The following is a 19,269-nucleotide window of genomic DNA, read 5'->3' as shown; positions in this document are numbered from 1 at the left end:
CGTATCCTCGCTGACATGACGACGCCTGCCACGACGCCGCCAGCCGCCACGCCCGCGAAGGTGCTCCTGGCGATCCCGTCCTTCCTGCTGAATGTCGTCCGCGGCGCCCTGATCGGCCTCGCGGAGCTCATCCCCGGGATCTCGGGCGGCACCGTGGCGCTCATCACCGGCGTCTACGAAAGGCTCATCACGTCGGCGTCGCACGTCATCACGGCTGCGCGCGTCGCGGTCTCGGGCCCCGACCGCCGACGAAACGCCGCCCGGGAGCTTCGGCAGGTCGACGTCGCGCTGATCCTCCCCGTCCTCCTGGGCATGGTGGCGATGGTGCTCACCCTGGCGGGAATCGTCGAGTCGATGGTGTCGGCCAATCCGGAGCTGTCTCGCGGACTGTTCTTCGGCCTCGTCGCCGCGAGCATCGTCGTTCCCCTTCAGCAGATCCCGCGCCTCCGGCGTTCCACCACCGCACGCATCGGGGGAGTCACGGTCTTCTTCGCCTCCGCCATCCTCGCCTTCGCGCTCGTGGGCCTGGCCGGCGGCGCCGTGGCCGTCGATCCGTCGCTGGTCATCGTCTTCTTCGCCGCAGCGATCGCCGTCTGCGCCCTGGTCGTGCCGGGCGTCTCGGGCTCGTTCTTCCTTCTCGCGATCGGGCTCTACTCGCCGACGCTCCTCGCCGTGGATGAGAGGAACCTCGCCTACCTCGCCGTGTTCGCCGCGGGCGCGCTCCTGGGTCTCGTCACCATCGTGCAGGCCATGCGACGCCTGCTCGAGCGCCACCGGCGGCTGACGCTGCTCGCGATGTCGGGGCTGATGCTCGGGTCGCTCCGGGCGCTCTGGCCCTGGCAGGAACTCGCTCCCGGCGAGACGCACGGCGTGGGTTCGCCGGTCGCGCCCTACGACCCGGTGGCGGGGCCGATCGTGCTGGCACTGTTGGGCGCCGCGGCGGTGTTCGTGCTCCTGCTCGTCGAGAATGCGCTGACGCGTCGATCTCTCGACGCCGAGCATGGTTCAGAAACTCCCCAGAAGCCGCGCCTTTAGACTGGGCAGGTGCCCGCAGACCGCCTCCATCTCGTGCGTCACGGGGAGGTCGACAACCCCCGCCGCGTGCTCTACGGACGCCTTCCCGGCTACGGACTGAGCGCCGAAGGGCGACGGATGACGCAGGAGGCGGCCGAATACGTCCGCGAGACCGGACGGGGCGTCAGCCGCCTGGTGTGCTCGCCGCTGCAGCGCACGCGCGAGTCGGCCGAGCCCTTCACCGAGACGTTCGGACTCGAGCCCATCGTCGATGAGCGCGTGATCGAGCCGACGAACGTGTTCGAGGGGAAGCGGATGTTCCGGGCCCTGCTGAACCCGTGGAACTGGCGGCACCTGCGCCGCCCGGCCCTGCCGAGCTGGGGTGAGCCGTACAACGAGGTGATCGCGCGGATGAACGCGGCGATGACCGAGGCGTGGGAGGCGGTGGACGGCGGCGATGTGGTGATCGTCTCGCATCAGCTGCCGATCTGGGTGACCCACCTCGCCGCGGCGGGTCTGCCCTCGCGGCACGATCCCCGTGAGCGCCGCTGCGCCCTGTCGAGTGTGACGAGTTTCGAGATGGTGAAGAACAAGTGGACCGAGGTCGGCTACGTCGAGCCGGCGAGTCTCGCCAATGCGCGTGACGAGGGGGCCGTATGACCTCGCTCATGCGTCGCGGCCGGGCCGCGGCATCCGCTCTCGTCGCCCTTGCGCTGGTGGGCGGGCTCGCCGCCTGCACCAGCGATCCGCTCGCCGAGCAGTATCGCGAGGGCGCGAACACCGGCTTCATCGCCGGCGATTTCCGGGTGGTGGAGATCCCCGAAGCCGACCGTGGCGAGCCGGTCGCGTTCTCGGGGGTCTTGGACGACGGATCGACGGTGACAGAGGCCGACTACGCCGGTGAGGTGCTGGTGGTGAACTTCTGGTACGCCGCGTGCGCGCCGTGCCGGGTGGAGGCGCCGTTCCTCGAGGAGGTCAACCAGGAGTACGCCGACGCCGGGGTGTCGTTCCTCGGAGTCAACACCTACGACTCGGCGCAGGCGTCGCTGGCGTTCGCCGACACCTACGGGGTCACCTACCCCAGCGCGCTCGCCGTGGAGGACGGCTCGATCAAGCTGGCCTTCGCCGAGCGGACACCGCTGAACGCCACGCCGACCACGCTCGTGCTCGACCGCGAGGGGCGCGTCGCCGCGCGGATCATCGGCCAGCTCGAAGACGCCTCGGTGCTCGACACCATCGTGGGCGAGTTGGCGGACCCGTCGTGAACATCTCCGCGCTGATCGCCGACGGCGCCCTCTGGCTCGCGCTGCCGATCGCGGTCGCTGCGGGGCTGGTGTCGTTCCTCTCGCCGTGCGTGCTGCCGCTCGTGCCGGGGTATCTCGGGTTCATCGGCGGAGCGGTGGCGCCGCGGCCCGCGCCGGTGCGCACCCCTGCGCCTTCCGGCGCGCGGACGACCGGCCGAGGCGCGGACGATTCGGCTTCGGGCGTCCGCGTCTCAGCCGATTCTCCGCGCGCGGATGCAGGCCCAGCGGCCGGCGCAGAGGATGCCGGGGCAACGCAGGCCGGTCGCGGTCGCCTCGTGCTCGGCACCCTGCTCTTCATCGCCGGCTTCACCGTCGTGTTCATGGCGATCAACATCTTCGGCGGCACGCTCGGACGCTTCTTCATCGAGTACACCGACCTCATCACCCGCGTGCTCGGTGTCGTGGTGATCCTCCTCGGCCTCGTCTTCATCGGGGTGTTCGGGTTCGCTCAGAGGATTGCGCGGCCGCAGATCCGCAGCAGCCTGGGACTCGTCGGTGCACCCCTCCTGGGTCTCGCGCTCGGCGTCGGCTGGGCGCCCTGCATCGGCCCGACGCTCAGCGCGATCCTCGCGATGTCGTGGAACTTCGGCGACCCGGTTCGCGCGGGCATGCTCGGACTGGCATATTCGCTCGGCCTCGGCATCCCGTTCATCCTGCTCGCCCTCGGCTTCGGCTGGGCGACCCGATCGGTGGCCTTCCTCCGCCGTCACATCCGCACCGTCAACCTCGTCGGCGGGGCCCTGCTGGTGATCCTCGGCCTGCTGATGGTCACCGGCGTCTGGACCGCGCTCATGGCGCAACTGCAGGGGGTGTTCCTCAGTGTCCCGCTCCCGCTCTGACGCCGGTGCCGGTGTCGCCGCCGATCCGCTGCGGCCATCGGATCACGCCGACTCCGGATCATCCGCACCCGACCAGCCCGCTCTCGGACTCGTCGGCTGGCTGCGGTGGGCGTGGCGTCAGCTGACATCGATGCGCACGGCGCTCGTGCTGCTGCTGCTCCTCGCGATCGCCGCGGTGCCGGGCTCGATCTACCCGCAGCGCAGCGCCGACCCGAACGGCGTCACGCAGTGGTACACCGACAACCCCGACCTGGCGCCGGTTCTCGACAACCTGAGCCTCTTCGACGTCTACATCTCGCCGTGGTTCTCGGCGGTCTACATCCTGCTGTTCATTTCGCTGATCGGCTGCGTGATCCCGCGCACCAAGCATCACTGGAAGGCCCTGCGCGCTCGTCCGCCGCGCACGCCCGCGCGGTTGGCACGGCTGGAAGACCATCGCGAGCGGGTCGTGCCGGTGCCGTCGGAGGATGCCGCGGATGACGCGCGCCTCGCGATCGACCTCGCCCACGACCAGCTGCGGCGGGCCGGCTACCGCGTCGAGCGATACGACGACGGGCTGTCGGTGTCGGCCGAGCGCGGGTACCTGCGCGAGACCGGGAACCTTCTCTTCCACGGCGCGCTCGTCGGTGTGCTGCTCGCGGTCGGGATCGGCGGCGGCTTCACCTACACCGGGCAGAGCGTGATCATCGAGGGGCGCACCTGGGTCAACTCGCTGCTGGACTACTCCTCGTTCAACCCCGGCCGCTTCGTCGACGAAGAGCAGCTCGTGCCGTACGCGATGACACTCGAGGACTTCGAGGTGACTTACCAACCCGTCGGCTCCAACGGGGCGGGGCAGGCGGGCGATTTCGCCGCCAACCTCACCACGCAGCTCGCCGGTGAGGCGCCGCAGGAGGGCGTGGTGCGCGTCAACGCCCCGCTCGAGCTCGCCGGCGACCGCATCTACCTCATGGGGAACGGGTACGCCCCGACCATCACCGTGCGCGACCCCGCGGGCGACGTGGTGTTCTCCGAGGCGGTGCCGTTCCTGCCGCAGGACTCGAACATGACCTCGCTCGGCGTAGTGAAGATCCCCGACGGACTGTCGGAGCAACTCGGCCTCGTCGGATTCTTCTACCCCACCGAGGCTCCGCTGGAGACCGGGGCGTTCACCTCGGCCTATCCGGCGCTCATCAACCCCGTCGTCTCGCTCGACGTCTACGAGGGCGACCTGGGGATCGACGGAGGCATTCCCCGGTCGGTCTACGCGCTCGACACCGGCGACATGGACCGGTTGACCGGTGGCGACACCGGCGTCGACTCGATCCAGCTTGCCCCCGGCGACACCGCCGACCTTCCGGGCGGACGCGGGACCATCACCTTCGAAGACGAGGCGACCGAGGGTGCGCAGGGGTACGACGAGTCGGTCAAGCGGTACGTGTCACTGTCGGTGCACCGCGACGTGGGTGCGCCGTGGGTGCTGGCGTTCTCGATTCTCGCCATGGCGGGCCTGCTCGCGGGGCTGTTCGTGCCGCGGCGCCGCATGTGGGTGCGGGCCACGCCGTCCGGCGACTCCGTGAAGCTGGAGTACGCGGGGCTCGCCCGGGGCGAGGACCCGGGCCTGGCCGGAGCCGTCGATCAGCTGGCGCAGCGTCACGGCGACGCCGTGGCCGGCGTGCTTCGCGAGCGGGTCTAGCCGGCGGCATCCGCTCTCTCCCCGCGGTCGCGCTCTCCCTGCTCGCGAAGGTGCACTCCCTGCTCGCGAAGGTGCACTCCCTCTGCGCGAAGGTGCACTCCGTCTGCGCGAAGGTGCACTCCCTTCGCCCCGCACCCTCGCGACGAGCCTCCCGGCACCGGCCGGTGACTCCCTACGAGGCCGGTGATCCGCGGCGCGGTCTCGGCGAAGAACTGCGCGGTGCAATCGCGGTGGCGGGGTCTCACGACGGCGAACCAACCCCGACTCGCCGGGGGAGCCCGCGCGTAGACTGGGATCCATGCCCGACGCCGCCCTGACGCTCGATTCGGTCTCGGTTCTGCTGGTCTGGACCGCCATCGCGATCTACGCCCTCGCCTTCGTCGCCTACGCGATCGATCTCGCCCGCCGTTCGGCGTCGGCGATCGAGGAGAAGGATGCCGCGAGCGGCGCCGCCCGCACCGAGGCACGCGAACTCGTCGGGGCCGCCGCCGGCGGATCGACGACGTCGACGCGGAGCGCCGGGCCCGCGGCATCCGCTTCGGACTCCGTGTCGTGGACGCAGGATGCCTCGGGCAAGAAGCCCCGCCTGGTGTGGGCGCGCGTCGGCACCGTCCTGACGGTGCTGGGCTTCCTCTTCCACCTGGGTGCGACCGTCACCCGTGGCATCGCGGCTGAGCGCGTGCCCTGGTCGAACATGTACGAGTTCGCCCTGACCGGCACGCTCCTCATCATCGCGGTGTACCTTGCCGCGCTCGTGCGCTCGGATCTGCGCTTCCTCGGCTCGCTCATCACCGGGCTCACCGTGCTGCTCCTCGGCGGCGCGACGCTGGCGTTCTACGTCGAGATCGTGCCGCTGATGGATCCGCTCAAGAGCGTGTGGCTCGTCATCCACGTGTTCGTCGCGTCGCTGGCGACGGCGCTGTTCGCCCTGGCGTTCGGGCTCTCGGTGCTCCAGCTCATGCAGTCGCGGCGCGAGACGAAGGCGAAGGGACCCGCGTTCCTGCGCACCCTGCCGCGCTCGGAGGCGCTGGAGTCGCTGGCCTACCGGTTCACCATCATCGGCTTCATGTTCTGGACGTTCACGCTCATCGCCGGTGCGATCTGGGCCAACGACGCCTGGGGCCGGTACTGGGGCTTCGACACCAAGGAAGTCTGGACGTTCGTCATCTGGGTGCTCTACGCCGGATACATCCACGCGCGCGCGACGCGCGGCTGGCGCGGCTCACGGTCGGCGTGGCTGTCGATCATCGGTTTCGCCGCGGTGCTGTTCAACTTCACGATCGTGAACATGTTCTTCAAGGGGCTGCACGCCTACAGCGGCCTGAGCTGAGGCGCGCTCCGCGCGATCGCCCAGCCCCGCATCCGCGACCCGTCAGGAAACGCGGCTACGGATGATGCGGAGCGGCGTTTCTCGACCGCTCGCGGTGTGGGGCGGGCGGGCGGGCGCGCGGGCGCGCCCTACGCACGACCCGTCAGAAAACGCGGCCCGCGACGAACCGGGGCCGCATCTCCTGACGGATCGCGTGCGGGCGGGCGCGCCACCCCACGCGCGACTTGTCTGACGGATCGCGTGTGACACGGGCCGGGTCAGACCGACGCGGGGCGGCGCTCCTCGACCGCTCGCGGTGCGCGGAGGTCGGGCGGGCGGCGGTCCGCGGGTGCACGCGCCACGCGCGGGCGCGCCATACGCACGACCCGTCAGAACACGCGGCCCGGCATGAACCGGGGCCGCGTTTTCTGACCGATCGCGTGCGAGACGGGGCCGGGTCAGGATGGCGCGGGGCGGCGCTCCTCGACCGCGCGCGGTGCGCGGAGGTCGGGCGGGCGGCGGGTGCGCGGGTGCGCCCGCCACCCGCGACCCGTCAGAAAACGCGGCTCCGGATGCCTCGGGGCCGCGATTTCTGACGGGTCGGCGAAGGGGACGAGGGGCTGGGGCAGGGGACGAGGGGCAGGGGCAGGCAGGGGACGAGGGGCAGGGGCTGGGGCTGGGGCTGGGGCAGGGGCGGGGCCCGCGACGGTCAGACCGGCGTGGGCGCGGCCTTCAGCGACCGGGCCGACACCGTGCGCCGGCGGGCGACCGCCAGCACCGAGGCGATGAGCGCGAGGATCGTCCAGACGGCGAGGCCGCCGAGACCTGCGCCGAGGCCGTCGGCCGAGGTGAGGGCGGCGAGCATCCCCTGATACGCGGGGGCGGTCGGCAGCAGCGACGCGACCGAGGTCAGCGCGCCCGGCACGGTCGAGACGACACCGGTCGCGACGACGAGCACACCCACGAGCGCCGAGATCCACCGGCCCACGCCGCCGAAGACGGCGACCAACGCCTGGTTCACGGCCGCGAAGGCGACACCGGCGACGACGCAGACCGCGGCGTAGACCGTCCATTCGCCCCACGTGTACGCCGCCGCGAGCTGCACGATGCCGGCGATCAGCACGCCCTGCACGGCGCCGATGACGGCCGCGGGCAGGAATCCGCGTAGCGCCAGCACGGCCGAGGGCGCCCGCGAGGTGAGCGCGCGCCGTGACACCGCCTGGAGCGCAACGAACGTGCCGAGACCGCCGAACCACAGCGCGAGGGTGGACAGCAGCGGGATCGCCGAGGCGCCGAAGAGGTTATCGCCGACCCCCTGCGCGGCGACCGGGTCGGCCACCACCGTGGCGAGGTCGGTCGCCTCGCTGTCGGTGTAGGTCGGGATCTCCTCCGTCGCCGTCGCGAGTCCGTCGGCGAGGCTCGTCGTGCCGTCGGCGACCTCGGTCGCGCCGTCGCTGAGCCCCTGCACGCCATCGGCCAGCGACTGCGCGCCCGCGGCGGCCTGGCCGGCGCCGCTGGCCAGCGCCCCGGCGCCGGAGCCGATCTGGGTCGCCCCCGAGGCCAGCTCTCCGGCGCCCGACGCCGACTGGTTCGTTCCGGCCTGAAGCTGATCGAGCCCGGAGGCGAGCGAGTCGATCCCGTCGGCGGTCTGGCGGAACTGTCCGACGAACTGCGCGGTCGCCTCGGTGTTGAACCGATCGAGCACGACCGGAACCGTGCCCGCATCGGTCGCCGCCTGCGTCGCCGACCCCTGCGCGATTCCGCCGACCTGAGCCGCCGACGCGCCGACACCGGTCGCAACCGCGCCTCCCGCCGTCGCGGCCGCGGCGACGCGCTCGCAGTACTCCTCGCTCGCCCCCGACGTCGCACAGTCGGTCGCCAGGCCCCCGAGCGTGCCCGAGAGTGCTCCGGCGCTCTGCGCCACGCCGACGAGCGTCTGCGCGGCGCCGCCGATCTCGGTCGCCACGGTCACCGTCGATGCGGCCGCGACGTCCGCGAAACCCGACACCTGCGCCGGCACGAGCCCGTCCCGCTCCAGCTGGTCGGCACCGCCTCGCAGGCCTCCCGAGATCTGCCGCGCCCCGTCGGCCGCCCCGCCGATGCCGCCGCCGATCTGCACGAGCCCGCTCTGCAGCGCCGAGGCGCCCTGCGACAGGCCTGTGGCCCCTGTTGCGAGCTGCGACGCCCCCGACCCGAGCTCGGAGATGCCGCCCGGCAGCGCTGCCGCGCCATCGGCTGCCTGCGAGGCGCCGTCGGCGAGCTGGCCCGCGCCGTCGGCGAGCTGGTCCGCCCCGGAGGCCGCCTCGCCGAGCTGCTCGCCGAGCGTCGTGAATCCGAGGAACACGTTCTCGAGGTAGGTCTCCGACAGCTGCTGCCCCACGAGCGAGGCGGCGGTCGTCGTCACCTGCGCGGTGATCGCGTCGTCGACCACGCGGCTGTCGGGCGGCGTCGTCACCTCGATCGTCGCCTGCTCAGGCGTCTCGCCCGGCTGGGTCGAGGTCGCGGCGGCAGAGAAGTTCGCGGGGATCGTCACGACCGCCGCATAGGTGCCGTCGGCGAGGCCTTCGGCTGCGTCATCCTCGTTCGAGATCGTCCAGGTGAGGTTGCTCTCGAGGTCATCCGACCCTTCGACGAGCCCCGCGCTCAGCTGGCGCCCGAGAGGCACCGTCTGACCGTTGATCTCGACGGGCTCGTCGTCGTTCACGATCGCGGCGTTCAGCTGATCGAGCCGCTCGGTGGGGTTGTAGAGCGCGGCGACGAGGATGCCGCCGACGATCACCGGCAGCAGCAGCACACCGAGGATCGTCAGCCACGTCACCGGCTTCGGGCTGCGCGCGCGTTCGAAGGGAAGGGTCATGAGAACACCTCATCGAAAGGGGAGGTCGAAGACGCTGCGTCGTCGGAGCGCGAAGAACGGGACGAGCGGTAGAGTGCGGATGCCGCGGGCGGGCCGCTCACCGGCAGCACCGTGACCCCGGCGCGGCCGGCCTCGGTGAGGGCGCGCTCGGCGAAGGCGGCGTCGTTGGCCGACACGATGACCGTCGTCTCGCCGCTCTGCCGAAGCACCGCGAGGGCCTGATCGCGTGCGGCGAGCGACTGGGTCTCGATCGAGTCCAGCGCGTCGACCACCACCACCCGGCTGCCGCCGTCGAAGGCCTCGCGGAGCTCGCCGGCGGGGTCGTCGTTGTTGTGCAGCAGCGCGACACCCACCCGTGGGCGCACCCACGCGGCGCGCTCGGGGAGGAGGTGCCCCTCGACCTTGATGCGACCCTCGGTGGGGGCGAGGCGCCCCGCGATGGTGAGGAGCAGTCCGCGCGCGGCGCGCGCGTCATCGGAGGTGACGATGAGCGTCGACCCCGGCTCCAGCCGGAACGACGCCCCGGCGTACACGACATCGCCGTCACCCTCGGCGCCGTCGCCGACGCCGACCCCGTCGGCCACGACCGCGGCGGTGGTGTCACGCTCGGGCCAGTCCTCGAGCGCGATCTCGCGCTCGACGGCCTCACCTTCGATGTCGAAGTGCGGCAGCATCCGGTCGAGCGCCTTCGGGAACCACCAGGCCTTCTCACCCAGCAGCGTCATGACCGCGGGCACGAGCGTCATGCGCACGATGAAGGCGTCGACGGCGATGCCGACGGCGAGCCCGAGCGCGATGGGCTTGATCGACGTATCCCCCTCGGGGACGAAGGCGGCGAACACGGCGAACATGATCACCGCCGCCGCGGTCACCACGCGGGCGGACGCGGTGAAGCCCGAGCGCACCGCGCCGACCGCGATCGTCCGCAGCTCGTCGCGCGAAGGATTGCGGCCCAGGCGCCGTCGTGCGTGGACGAAGTCCTCGCGCATGCGCGAGACGAGGAAGACCTCGTAGTCCATCGCGAGGCCGAACAGCACGCCCATGAGGATGATCGGCATGAAGCTGATCACCGGTCCGGTGCGCGAGACGTGGAGCAGGTCGGCGAACCATCCCCACTCGAACACCGCGGCGACGGCTCCGAATCCGGCGGCGACCGAGAGGAGGTAGCCGGCGGCGGCCTTCAGCGGCACCCAGATCGAACGGAAGACGATCATCAGGAGGACGAGCGAGAGCCCGACCACGAAGATCCCGAAGGGGAGCAGCGCCTCACCCAGCCGGTCGGAGATGTCGATGGCGACCGCCGTGAAGCCGGTGACCTTCAGATCCACGCCGTACTCGTCGAGGAGCCGGTCGTGCTGCGCGCGCAGCTCGCGGACGAGGTCGGCGGTGGCCGGGTCGTCGGGAGCGGTCTCGGGGACGATCTGGATGATGCCGGTGTCGGCGGTCTCGTTGGGGGTGGCCAGGGCCACCTCCTCCACGCCGGGCACCTGCTCGATCTCGGCCGCGAGGTCGTCCATCAGGCCGAGCGGGTCGGTCGAGGTGACGATCGTCCCGGTCATGATGAGGGGGCCGTTGGCTCCGGGGCCGAACTTCTCGGCGACGAGGTCGTAGGCCTGGCGGGCCTCGCTCTCCTCGCTCTGCATTCCGGCGTTGGGGAGGGCGAGGGTGAGGCTCGCGGCCGGGATCGCGGCCGCGCCGAGCGCAGCGACGACCGCGATGGTGGTGAGGAGGGGGCGGCGAGTGACGAGCATCACCCAGCGGTTGGGGCGTTTCGCGCCATCCGTCTTCGGCGCCTTGGGCGCCCGTCGCCGCTTCCAGCCGACGACCCGCCCCTTGGCGAAGCCGAGGAGAGCGGGAGTGAGGGTCAGGGCCACCACCACGGCGATCGCGACGGCGACGGCCGCGGCGATTCCCATCGTGGTGAGGAACGGGATGCCGGCGAACGACAGCCCGATGAGGGCGATCAGCACCGTCACCCCGGCGAAGACCACCGCCGAGCCGGCGGTGCCGGTGGCGCGCGCGGCCGACTCCTCGGGTTCCATCCCGGCGCGCACCTGATCCTGATGCCGCGCGACGATGAAGAGCGAGTAGTCGATGCCGACCGCGAGTCCGAGCATCACCGCCAGCAGCGGCGTCGTCGACGAGATGGTCGAGAACACCGTGGCCACGAAGATCAGGGCGACCGCGAGACCGACCCCGATGATCGCGCTGATGAGCGGGAACCACGCCACGGCGATCGAGCGGAAAGTGATCATCAGCACGAACAGCGCGATGAGCACGCCGATCGCCTCGATGATGGTGAGCGTCGGCACCGCGGTGGAGAACAGGTCGCCGCCGAGAGCCGCCTGCGACCCGGCCGGCAGAGTCTCGGCCAGCTCGTCGGCGATGGCCTCGGCCGACGAGACGGTCTCGTCCGAGATCTCGGTCGCCTGGCCTTCGAACTGCATCCGGATGATGGCGGCGGTGCCGTCATCGGAGAGAAGGCCGCTGATTGTGTCGTCGTAGGGGTCGGTGACGGCGATGACGTCGTCGAGGTCGGTGAAGTCCGCCACCGCGTCGTCGATCGCGCTGCGATACGCCTCGTCGTCGATCTGGTCGCCGTCGGCGGCGACCACCACCAGCTGCGCGCTCGTGCCGCTCACCTGCGGAAAGGTGCGATTCAGCTCCTCGAGGCCTTCCTGCGCCTCGGTGCCGGGAATCGAGAAGGAGTTGTCGGTGCCCTGGGAGAACAGGGCGGCGCCGCCGCCGGCCAGAGCGAGCAGCAGCAGCCAGGCGACGAGCACCTTCCACGGCCGACGGAACGACCAACGTCCGAGTGCGTAGAGCAGTGTGGACACGGCGCCTCCTGGAAACGGGGATCAGATATCGATACAGCGCTGTATCCAATACACAGGTGTATCGTAAAGCGCGCCCGGACCGCCAGTCTGGGGAGTTCCCGTGAAAGTCGAAGGAGGGCCGATGACGAGCACCACCCCTGCACGCCGTCGCGATGCCACGCGCCAGCGCCTGCTCGATGCCGCCGCCGAGGTCTTCGCAGAGTCGGGCCTCGACGCCGCATCGGTCGAGGCGGTGTGCGAGCGAGCCGGGTTCACCCGCGGCGCGTTCTACTCCAATTTCGACAGCAAAGAGGAGCTCTTCCTGGAGCTCGCGGCCCGAGTCTGGGAGGCGCGCGTCGACGCTGTCGCGGTGCGGGTGGCCGAACTCGAAGACGGTGGTCACCTCGAGGTGACCACCGATGCCATCCAGGCGGTGGTGCAGCGGGTGCTGGACGGGCCCGCCGAAGACCGGCTGGGCGTGCTCCTCATGAGCGAGATCCGCATGCACGCCCTCCGCAACCCTCGTTTCGCCGACGGATACCTCCGTCAGCAGGACGAGATGCACGCGAGCGTCGCGCGCATCATCGACGACATCGGACGCTCCACGAGGGTGCGCTTCCGTGTGCCGGCTGCCGATGCGGCCCGGCTGTTCATCTCGTCGTGGGAGTCCACGCTCGTCCGCGCGGTGATGGCCGGTCTCGACGACGACGAACGCGAGAAGCGTTGCCGCGCCGAGGTCGCGCAGATCGCGCACCTGGTGCTCGTCGACGACTGAGCCCGACGAGGCGCGCGTCAGGTCGTCGCGAGGAGGGCGTGGCACCGCGCGACACGCTCCGCCCACCACTGCCGGCGGGCGGCGTCGACGGCGCGGCGCTCCAAGACGTCGGGGTCGGGAACCGGCCGGACCACGCGCAGGGCTCCGTCCTGGGCGACGTAGTCCGAGACGTCTTCGGCGAACAGGGCGCCGGTGCCCAGGCCGCAGTCGTAGGGCAGGTCGGGAAGCGCCGCGGCGAGGGCGGCCCCCATCGACAGGCCGACCGCCGAGTCCAGCGCGCTGGAGACGACGACGGGAAGCCCCGCCTCGGCGACGATGCGCAGCGCGCGTGACACCCCGCCGAGCGGCTGGGCCTTGATGACGAGGAGGTCCGCGGCCTCGGCGCGGGCGACGGCCAGCGGGTCGTCGGCCTTGCGCACGCTCTCGTCGGCGGCCACGGGGATGTCCAGACGCGAGATGCGGCGCCGGAGCTCGGCGAGCTCGTCGATGCTCGCGCAGGGCTGCTCGACGTATTCGAGGTCGTAATGCTCCATGGCCCGGACGGCATGCTCGGCCTCGTCGATGTTCCAGGCGCCGTTCGCGTCGATCCTGATGCGCCCCTCCGGTCCCATCGCCTCGCGCACGGCCGCCACGCGGGCGACGTCGTCGACGAGACGCTGGCCCGGGTCGGCGACCTTCACCTTCGCGGTGCGGCAGCCGGCGAATCGCGTGAGGACCTCGGGGACGGATGCCGCGGGCACGGCCGGCACGGTCGCGTTCACCGGGATGAGGTCGCGCTGTGCCGGGGGAGTGGGCGACCAGCCGTACTCCAGCGCCGCGGCGAGCCACGTGCTCGACTCGCGATCGTCGTACTCCACGAAGGGAGAGAACTCCGTCCACCCCTCGGGACCCTCGATCAGGGCCAGTTCGCGGCTGTCGAGACCGCGGAAGCGCGTGAACAGCGGCAGGGACACGACGTGCAGTCGATCCAGGACATCGTCGAGCCGGGGGAGTGTCATCCGCCCATTGTGGCCGGTGCCGCGGCATCCATCATCGTGTCATTGACGATAGTGTGTGACACACAGTACAGTGTGAGCCATGAGCGAGACCGAAGCCCTCGACACCCACCTGCAGGAGCTCCGTCGCGGAACCGTCGTGCTGGCGTGCCTGCGGTTGCTGCAGGACCCCGGGTACGGCTACGGCCTGCTGGAGGAGCTGCAGTCGCGCGGCTTCGACGTCGACGCCAACACGCTCTATCCCCTGCTCCGCCGCCTCGAGAAGCAGGGGCACCTGACCAGCGAGTGGAACACCGACGAGGCACGTCCGCGCAAGTTCTACCGCACGAGCGTCGAAGGGGTGCGGCTCGCCGCCGCCCTCGGCGCCGACTTCGACGCGCTCGCCCGCGCGATCGCCGACCTGCCCGCTTCATCCGCCTCCTGAGGACACGCCATGACCACCACCACCTTGACCGACCGCTACATCGACGCCGCGATGCGCACGGTGCCCGAGGCGCAGCGCCCCGATCTCGCCGCAGAGCTGCGCGGATCCATCGACGACCAGATCGACGCCCGCATCGCCGGCGGCGAGGACCCCGCTGCCGCCGAGCGGGCAGTGCTACTCTCTCTCGGCGACCCAGAGGTACTCGCCGCCCAGTACACCGATCGGCCGCTGCAGCTGATCGGCCCGCGCTACTTCCTCGACTGGTGGCGTCTGCTGAAGCTGCTGCTGGCGATCGTGCTGCCGTGCGCCGCCTTCGGCGTGGCCCTCGCCCAGACCCTGAGCGGAGCGAGCTTCGGTGAGCTGGTCGGCTCGGTCGTCGTGACGCTGATCCAGGTGACGGTCAATCTCGGGTTCTGGACCGTGCTCGTCTTCGCGATCGTGGAGCGCACCGTCCAGCGTCGCGCCGACATGGGTCTCGGGGAGTGGTCGCTCGACCGGCTCCCCGAGGCGCGCCCGCGCGGCGCCGGATTCGGCGACATGGTGGGGCAGCTGGTCTTCCTCGTGCTGGGGGTGGGGCTGGTGCTGTGGGACCTCGCCATCGGATTCGTCCCGTCCGAGCGCGGGCTGTCGTTCTTCGACCCCGGACTCTGGCCGACCTGGTTCGCCGGCCTCGTGATCCTCGCCGTGGCCGAGGCCGTTCTCACGATCGTTGTCTACCTCGTCGGGCGGTGGACGCCGGCGCTCGCCGTGGCGAACCTCGTGCTCAACGCAGCGTTCGTCGCCGCGGCAGTGTGGCTCCTCACACAGGGACGGCTGCTGAACGCCGAGTTCTTCCCGACGGTCATCGGCGAGGGCGGCGATGACGTCGCCGGCATCCTCGCGGTGATCTTCGGCTTCGGGATCGTCGCCATCGCGGCGTGGGACACCGTCGACGCCTTTCTCAAGGCGCGCCGAGGGCGGGGCGGCGCGATGCTCGGGCGCTGACCCGACCTCGGTCCGCGATCCGGCGCCATGCCCCGCGTTCTAGGCTGGCGACATGCTTCTCGATACCCCCGTGCGCCTCGGCGTGCAGATCCAGCCCCAGCACGCCACCTACGCGCAGATCCGCGACGCGGTCCTCCGGCTGGAGGAGATGGGCGTGGACATCCTGTTCAACTGGGACCACTTCTTCCCCCTGTTCGGCGACCCCGACGGCCTGCACTTCGAGTCGTGGACCATGCTCGGCGCCTGGGCCGAGCTGACCGAACGGGTCGAGTTCGGCTCGCTGGTGAACTGCAACAGCTACCGCAACGCCGACCTGCAGGCCGACATGGCCCGTACCCTCGACCACATCAGCGGCGGACGCTTCATCTTCGGCACGGGCTCGGGCTGGTTCGAGCGCGACTACACCGAGTACGGCTACGAGTTCGGCACCGCCGGGTCGCGCCTGAACGATCTCGCCGAGGGACTCGACCGCGTGGTCGCGCGGTGGAGCACGCTCAACCCCGCACCCACCCGCGACATCCCGATCATGATCGGCGGCAAGGGCGAGCAGAAGACCCTGCGCCTGGTCGCCCGCCACGCGCACATCTGGCACAGCTTCGTCACCCCCGACGAGCTCGGCCACAAGCTCGGCGTCATCGACACCTGGGCTGAGAAGGAGGGGACCGATGTCACCGACCTCGTCGTCTCGAACGACTTGCAGCGCCGTGACCAGTCCGACGCCGACGCGCTCTTCGACGCCGGCGTCCGGCTGTTCACCCTCGGGTGGGCACCCTCCGAGGCGGACTACGACGTGATCGCCGGGTGGCTGCGCTGGCGCGACGGCAAGAACGGCGCCGGGAGCGCGGTGTGAGCGCCGAACCGGTCTCCGACCTCTTCGATCCGGCCGAGTGGGTCGCAGCCCCCGGCGCGGAGCGGTACACCGACATCACCGCCCACGTCTCCACCGACGGGCGGATCGCGCGCATCGCGTTCGACCGTCCCGAGGTGCGCAACGCCTTCCGTCCGCGTACGGTCGACGAGCTCTACGAGGCGCTCGACATCGCCCGGCAGGATCCGCGCATCGGGGTGGTGCTGCTCACCGGCAACGGCCCGAGCCCCAAGGACGGCGGCTGGGCGTTCTGCTCGGGCGGCGACCAGCGCATCCGCGGGCGCACCGGATACCAGTACGACGGGACGGATGACGCCGGCGATGAGTCCGGCGACGCGCGCGCGGCACTCGGGAGACTGCACATCCTCGAGGTGCAGCGTCTCATCCGGTTCATGCCGAAGGTGGTCATCGCGGTGGTGCCGGGATGGGCGGCGGGCGGAGGGCACTCGCTGCACGTGGTGTGCGATCTCACGATCGCCAGCCGTGAGCACGGCCGCTTCAAACAGACCGACGCCGACGTGGGTTCGTTCGATGCCGGGTACGGCTCGGCGTTCTTCGCCCGTCAGATCGGGCAGAAGTTCGCCCGGGAGGTGTTCTTCCTCGCCGAGGAGTACTCCGCCGAGCGGGCCTACGAGATGGGGGCGGTCAACCGTGTGGTCGACCACGCCGATCTCGAGCGCGAAGCGCTGTCGATGGCCCGGGTGATCCTCACGAAGTCTCCGACCGCGATCCGCATGCTGAAGTTCGCCTTCAACGCCGTCGACGACGGCATCGCCGGCCAGCAGCTGTTCGCCGGCGAGGCGACGCGCCTCGCCTACGGCACCGATGAGGCGGTCGAGGGCCGCGACGCGTTCCTGCAGAAGCGCGACCCCGACTGGTCGCCCTACCCCTGGCACTACTGACGGGTCCGGCGTGAAGCTCCACCCGGTCGAGGGCGACGACCCCCGCGACATCCTGCCGGCGCTGCGCGCCGCCGTGCTCGGGGCCGGTCCTGCGCTCGGCCTCGGCATGACCGATGCCGACGCGGCAGGGCCGGACGAGGAGGTCCCTGCGGGGACCGCGGTGGTGGTCACGACGTCGGGGTCGACCGGGATCCCCAAGCGCGTCGTCCTCAGCCGATCGGCGCTCACCGCCAGTGCGCTCGCCACCGCGGAGCGGATCGGCGACGGGGCGTGGCTCCTCGCCCTCCCCGCGAGCTACGTGGCGGGACTCCAGGTTCTCGTCCGGTCGCTCGTCGCCGACCGGCAGCCGGGCCTGCTCTCGGGTCCGTTCCAGCCGCAGGCGTTCGCGTCGGCGGCGCTCATGCTCGTCTCGAGCGAGAACGGGCATCGCGTGCCGACCTTCACCTCCCTGGTCCCCGCCCAGTTGATCCGGCTCCTCGACGTCGCCGAGCACGACACGGCGGTGCGCACAGCGCTCCGTTCCTTCGAGGCGATCCTCATCGGCGGACAGGCCCTGCCCGCAGCGGTGCTCGAGCGCGCCGAAGAGGCCGGGGCGCGGATCGTCCGCACCTATGGCGCGACCGAGACGAGCGGCGGCTGCGTGTACGACGGCGTCCCCCTCGACGGCGTGGGGCTGCGGATCGAGAACGGGGAGGTGCAGCTTTCGGGTCCGACCCTCGCCGAGGGATACCTCCACGACCCGGTGCGCACCGACGCGGCCTTCGTCACCGCTCGCGACGGTACGCGGTGGTACCGCACCGGCGATGCGGGTCTCATCGACGACGGTGTGCTGCGGGTGCGGGGGCGCCTGGACAACGTGATCGTCTCGGGCGGCATCAACGTCTCCCTCGACCGGGTCGAGCGCGTGGTGCGGTCGGTGCCGGGACTGCACTCCGCCGTCGTGGTGGGGGTGGCGGATGACCGCTGGGGCGAGGCCTCGGTGATCGTCGCCGCCCGCGGAGAGGCGCTCCGCCGCAGCGAAGCCACCCAGCTCGCCGAGGCCCGGGCGGCCGTGGCCGCCGAGATCGGCGCCCACGCCCGCCCCTCCCGCTTGATCCTCGTCGACGAGATGGCGGCCCTGCCCTCGGGAAAGCCCGACCGCGAGGCGATCCGGCGCCTCGTGGCGGGGCACCGATAGTGCGCAGCCCTAGGATGTGACCTCGTGGCACGAACCTCCAGCAAGAAGCGCAAGCGTCCGGCATCCCGTCCCCGCCCCGGCGGCAACCCGCAGCGCGTTCCGGTCGCCCCGACCCGCGCGCCCCAGAAGGCGACCGCGCGCGACTGGATCGGCGCCGCACGCCTGCGCACACTGCCGCTCGCGGTCACCCCGGTGCTCATCGGCACGGGCGCCTCGATGCTCGTGCTCGACTCGCTCCGGTGGGTCGTCGCGCTGTGCTGCCTCGCGGTGGCGGTGTGCCTCCAGATCGGGGTCAACTACGCCAACGACTACAGCGACGGCATCCGGGGCACCGACGACTTCCGCGTCGGCCCCGCGCGGCTGACCGGCGCCCGGAAGGCGAAGCCTCGCACCGTGCTCGTCGTGGCGCTGGTGTTCTTCGGCCTCGCCGCGGTGGCGGGCCTTGCCATCGTCATCCGCACCCAGCAGTGGTGGCTGCTGCTCGTGGGCGTCGTCTGCCTCGTCGCGGCCTGGTTCTACACCGGCGGGAAGCGCCCCTACGGGTACTACGGGTTGGGCGAGGTCGTGGTCTTCCTCTTCTTCGGCCTCGTCGCAACCCTCGGGACGACCTGGGTTCAGGCGCTCGCACTGCCCCAGGAGGCCTGGTTCGGGGCGGTGGGCGCGGGCCTGTTCGCGTGCGCCGTGCTGCTGGCGAACAACCTCCGCGATATCGATCAGGACCGCACGGCCGGCAAGCGGACGCTGTCGGTGCTGATCGGGCGCCGCGGGTCGCAGGTGCTCTTCACCGTTCTGATCCTCGCGCCGTTCGTGATCTCCGGGTGGCTGGCGCTGTTCTATCCGGTCGCGTGGCTGACCATGTTCGGTCTGCTCGCCGCGCTCCCGGCGGTGCTCATCGTCTGGACGTACCGGCTCCCCAGGGAACTCGTCGTCGCGCTGGCTTTGAGCTCTCTCGCGTCGCTGACCTACGGGGTGTTCTTGTTCTGGGCGTTCGTCGGCTGATCGCCCGCGCGCTCACCCCTCGCGTCCGCACCCCTCACGTCCGCACCCATTGCGTCAGCGGCGGCATCCTCTGCGTCCGCGTCCGCGTCGGCGGCCGCACTGTCGGCGCGGACCGCGCGCTCGCGACGGCCGGCGCCGAGCGATGAGGTGACCTCGTTGAGCGGACGGCGAAGGAACAGCAGCGACAAGCTCAGTCCGATGAGGGCGGCGAAGATCGCCGCGAGCCAGTACAGCTGCTGGAAGATCGGGAAGAGCATCATGATGCCGAAGGGCACCAGGAACGCCAGAAGCCGCAGCACGGAGTAGACCAGGGCGGATCGGGCTTTCACGG

Annotated in this window: 17 protein-coding genes; 13 read left to right on the top strand and 4 right to left on the bottom strand. The window is 71.2% G+C overall.

All coding sequences use genetic code 11. From position 1 onward, the window contains the following. Positions 1–15 precede the first annotated feature (15 nt). The 6 genes from FBY40_RS15110 to ccsB all read left to right on the top strand — a co-directional run bounded on the left by FBY40_RS15110 (position 16) and on the right by ccsB (position 6,162). Positions 16–1,035 (top strand): DUF368 domain-containing protein, encoded by a 1,020-nt coding sequence (locus FBY40_RS15110; protein WP_141939588.1) that lies wholly within the window; start codon positions 16–18, stop codon positions 1,033–1,035. 9 nt (positions 1,036–1,044) lie between these two features. Next, positions 1,045–1,674, top strand: coding sequence for a histidine phosphatase family protein (locus FBY40_RS15105; protein ID WP_141939587.1), 630 nt, complete (start codon positions 1,045–1,047; stop codon positions 1,672–1,674). After that, on the top strand, positions 1,671–2,279 hold the full coding sequence (locus tag FBY40_RS15100; RefSeq protein ID WP_141939586.1) for a TlpA family protein disulfide reductase: 609 nt from the start codon (positions 1,671–1,673) through the stop codon (positions 2,277–2,279). The genes FBY40_RS15105 and FBY40_RS15100 overlap by 4 nt, the downstream gene beginning before the upstream one ends. Further along, a complete protein-coding gene (locus tag FBY40_RS15095) occupies positions 2,276–3,157 on the top strand; it encodes a cytochrome c biogenesis CcdA family protein (protein ID WP_141939585.1) in 882 nt (293 codons plus the stop codon). Before FBY40_RS15100 ends, FBY40_RS15095 begins: the two co-directional genes overlap by 4 nt. After that, positions 3,138–4,832, top strand: a complete 1,695-nt coding sequence (gene resB / locus FBY40_RS15090; RefSeq protein WP_200829996.1) for a cytochrome c biogenesis protein ResB — start codon at positions 3,138–3,140, stop codon at positions 4,830–4,832. The genes FBY40_RS15095 and resB overlap by 20 nt, the downstream gene beginning before the upstream one ends. A gap of 298 nt (positions 4,833–5,130) precedes the next feature. Continuing rightward, positions 5,131–6,162, top strand: coding sequence for a c-type cytochrome biogenesis protein CcsB (ccsB, locus tag FBY40_RS15085; RefSeq protein ID WP_141939584.1), 1,032 nt, complete (start codon positions 5,131–5,133; stop codon positions 6,160–6,162). Positions 6,163–6,850: 688 nt separating this feature from the next. Here ccsB and FBY40_RS15080 read toward each other — a convergent pair. Next, positions 6,851–8,998 carry a YhgE/Pip family protein gene (locus FBY40_RS15080; protein ID WP_141939583.1) on the bottom strand — a complete coding sequence of 716 codons (2,148 nt, stop codon included), beginning with the start codon at positions 8,996–8,998 and terminating at the stop codon, positions 6,851–6,853. Then, positions 8,995–11,835 (bottom strand): efflux RND transporter permease subunit, encoded by a 2,841-nt coding sequence (locus FBY40_RS15075; protein ID WP_141939582.1) that lies wholly within the window; start codon positions 11,833–11,835, stop codon positions 8,995–8,997. The genes FBY40_RS15080 and FBY40_RS15075 overlap by 4 nt, the downstream gene beginning before the upstream one ends. A gap of 121 nt (positions 11,836–11,956) precedes the next feature. Here FBY40_RS15075 and FBY40_RS15070 point away from each other — a divergent pair, with 121 nt between their 5' ends. Beyond that, positions 11,957–12,589, top strand: a complete 633-nt coding sequence (locus FBY40_RS15070; RefSeq protein WP_141939581.1) for a TetR/AcrR family transcriptional regulator — start codon at positions 11,957–11,959, stop codon at positions 12,587–12,589. Between the two features lie 17 nt (positions 12,590–12,606). Here FBY40_RS15070 and FBY40_RS15065 read toward each other — a convergent pair whose 3' ends face one another. Beyond that, positions 12,607–13,587 (bottom strand): o-succinylbenzoate synthase, encoded by a 981-nt coding sequence (locus tag FBY40_RS15065; RefSeq protein WP_141939580.1) that lies wholly within the window; start codon positions 13,585–13,587, stop codon positions 12,607–12,609. Between the two features lie 79 nt (positions 13,588–13,666). Between FBY40_RS15065 and FBY40_RS15060 the strand changes: the two genes are divergently transcribed. Genes FBY40_RS15060 through FBY40_RS15035 form a run of 6 tightly spaced genes read left to right on the top strand, consistent with a single transcriptional unit; the run spans position 13,667 to position 18,938 of the window. Beyond that, complete coding sequence (locus FBY40_RS15060; RefSeq protein WP_141939579.1) at positions 13,667–14,008, top strand: PadR family transcriptional regulator; 342 nt, start codon at positions 13,667–13,669, stop codon at positions 14,006–14,008. 9 nt (positions 14,009–14,017) lie between these two features. Continuing rightward, positions 14,018–14,992 (top strand): permease prefix domain 1-containing protein, encoded by a 975-nt coding sequence (locus FBY40_RS15055; RefSeq protein ID WP_141939578.1) that lies wholly within the window; start codon positions 14,018–14,020, stop codon positions 14,990–14,992. 52 nt (positions 14,993–15,044) lie between these two features. Then, positions 15,045–15,842 (top strand): LLM class F420-dependent oxidoreductase, encoded by a 798-nt coding sequence (locus tag FBY40_RS15050; RefSeq protein ID WP_141939577.1) that lies wholly within the window; start codon positions 15,045–15,047, stop codon positions 15,840–15,842. Then, on the top strand, positions 15,839–16,762 hold the full coding sequence (locus tag FBY40_RS15045; protein ID WP_141939576.1) for a 1,4-dihydroxy-2-naphthoyl-CoA synthase: 924 nt from the start codon (positions 15,839–15,841) through the stop codon (positions 16,760–16,762). The genes FBY40_RS15050 and FBY40_RS15045 overlap by 4 nt, the downstream gene beginning before the upstream one ends. A 10-nt stretch (positions 16,763–16,772) precedes the next feature. Further along, the gene (locus FBY40_RS15040) at positions 16,773–17,939 is read left to right on the top strand and encodes an AMP-binding protein (protein WP_141939575.1); all 1,167 of its coding nucleotides are present in this window, start codon (positions 16,773–16,775) and stop codon (positions 17,937–17,939) included. 24 nt (positions 17,940–17,963) lie between these two features. Continuing rightward, complete coding sequence (locus tag FBY40_RS15035; protein ID WP_141939574.1) at positions 17,964–18,938, top strand: 1,4-dihydroxy-2-naphthoate polyprenyltransferase; 975 nt, start codon at positions 17,964–17,966, stop codon at positions 18,936–18,938. On the opposite strand, the gene FBY40_RS15030 is transcribed toward FBY40_RS15035, so the two are convergent. Then, entirely contained in the window at positions 18,902–19,267 is a 366-nt protein-coding gene (locus FBY40_RS15030; protein WP_141939573.1) for a DUF4229 domain-containing protein, read from the bottom strand. The two genes, FBY40_RS15035 and FBY40_RS15030, sit on opposite strands and share 37 nt — an antisense overlap. Between the last annotated feature and the right edge of the window lie 2 nt (positions 19,268–19,269).

The organism is Microbacterium sp. SLBN-154 (genome assembly GCF_006715565.1).
Taxonomy (GTDB): domain Bacteria; phylum Actinomycetota; class Actinomycetes; order Actinomycetales; family Microbacteriaceae; genus Microbacterium.
This window is presented reverse-complemented; position numbering and strand designations above follow the sequence as displayed.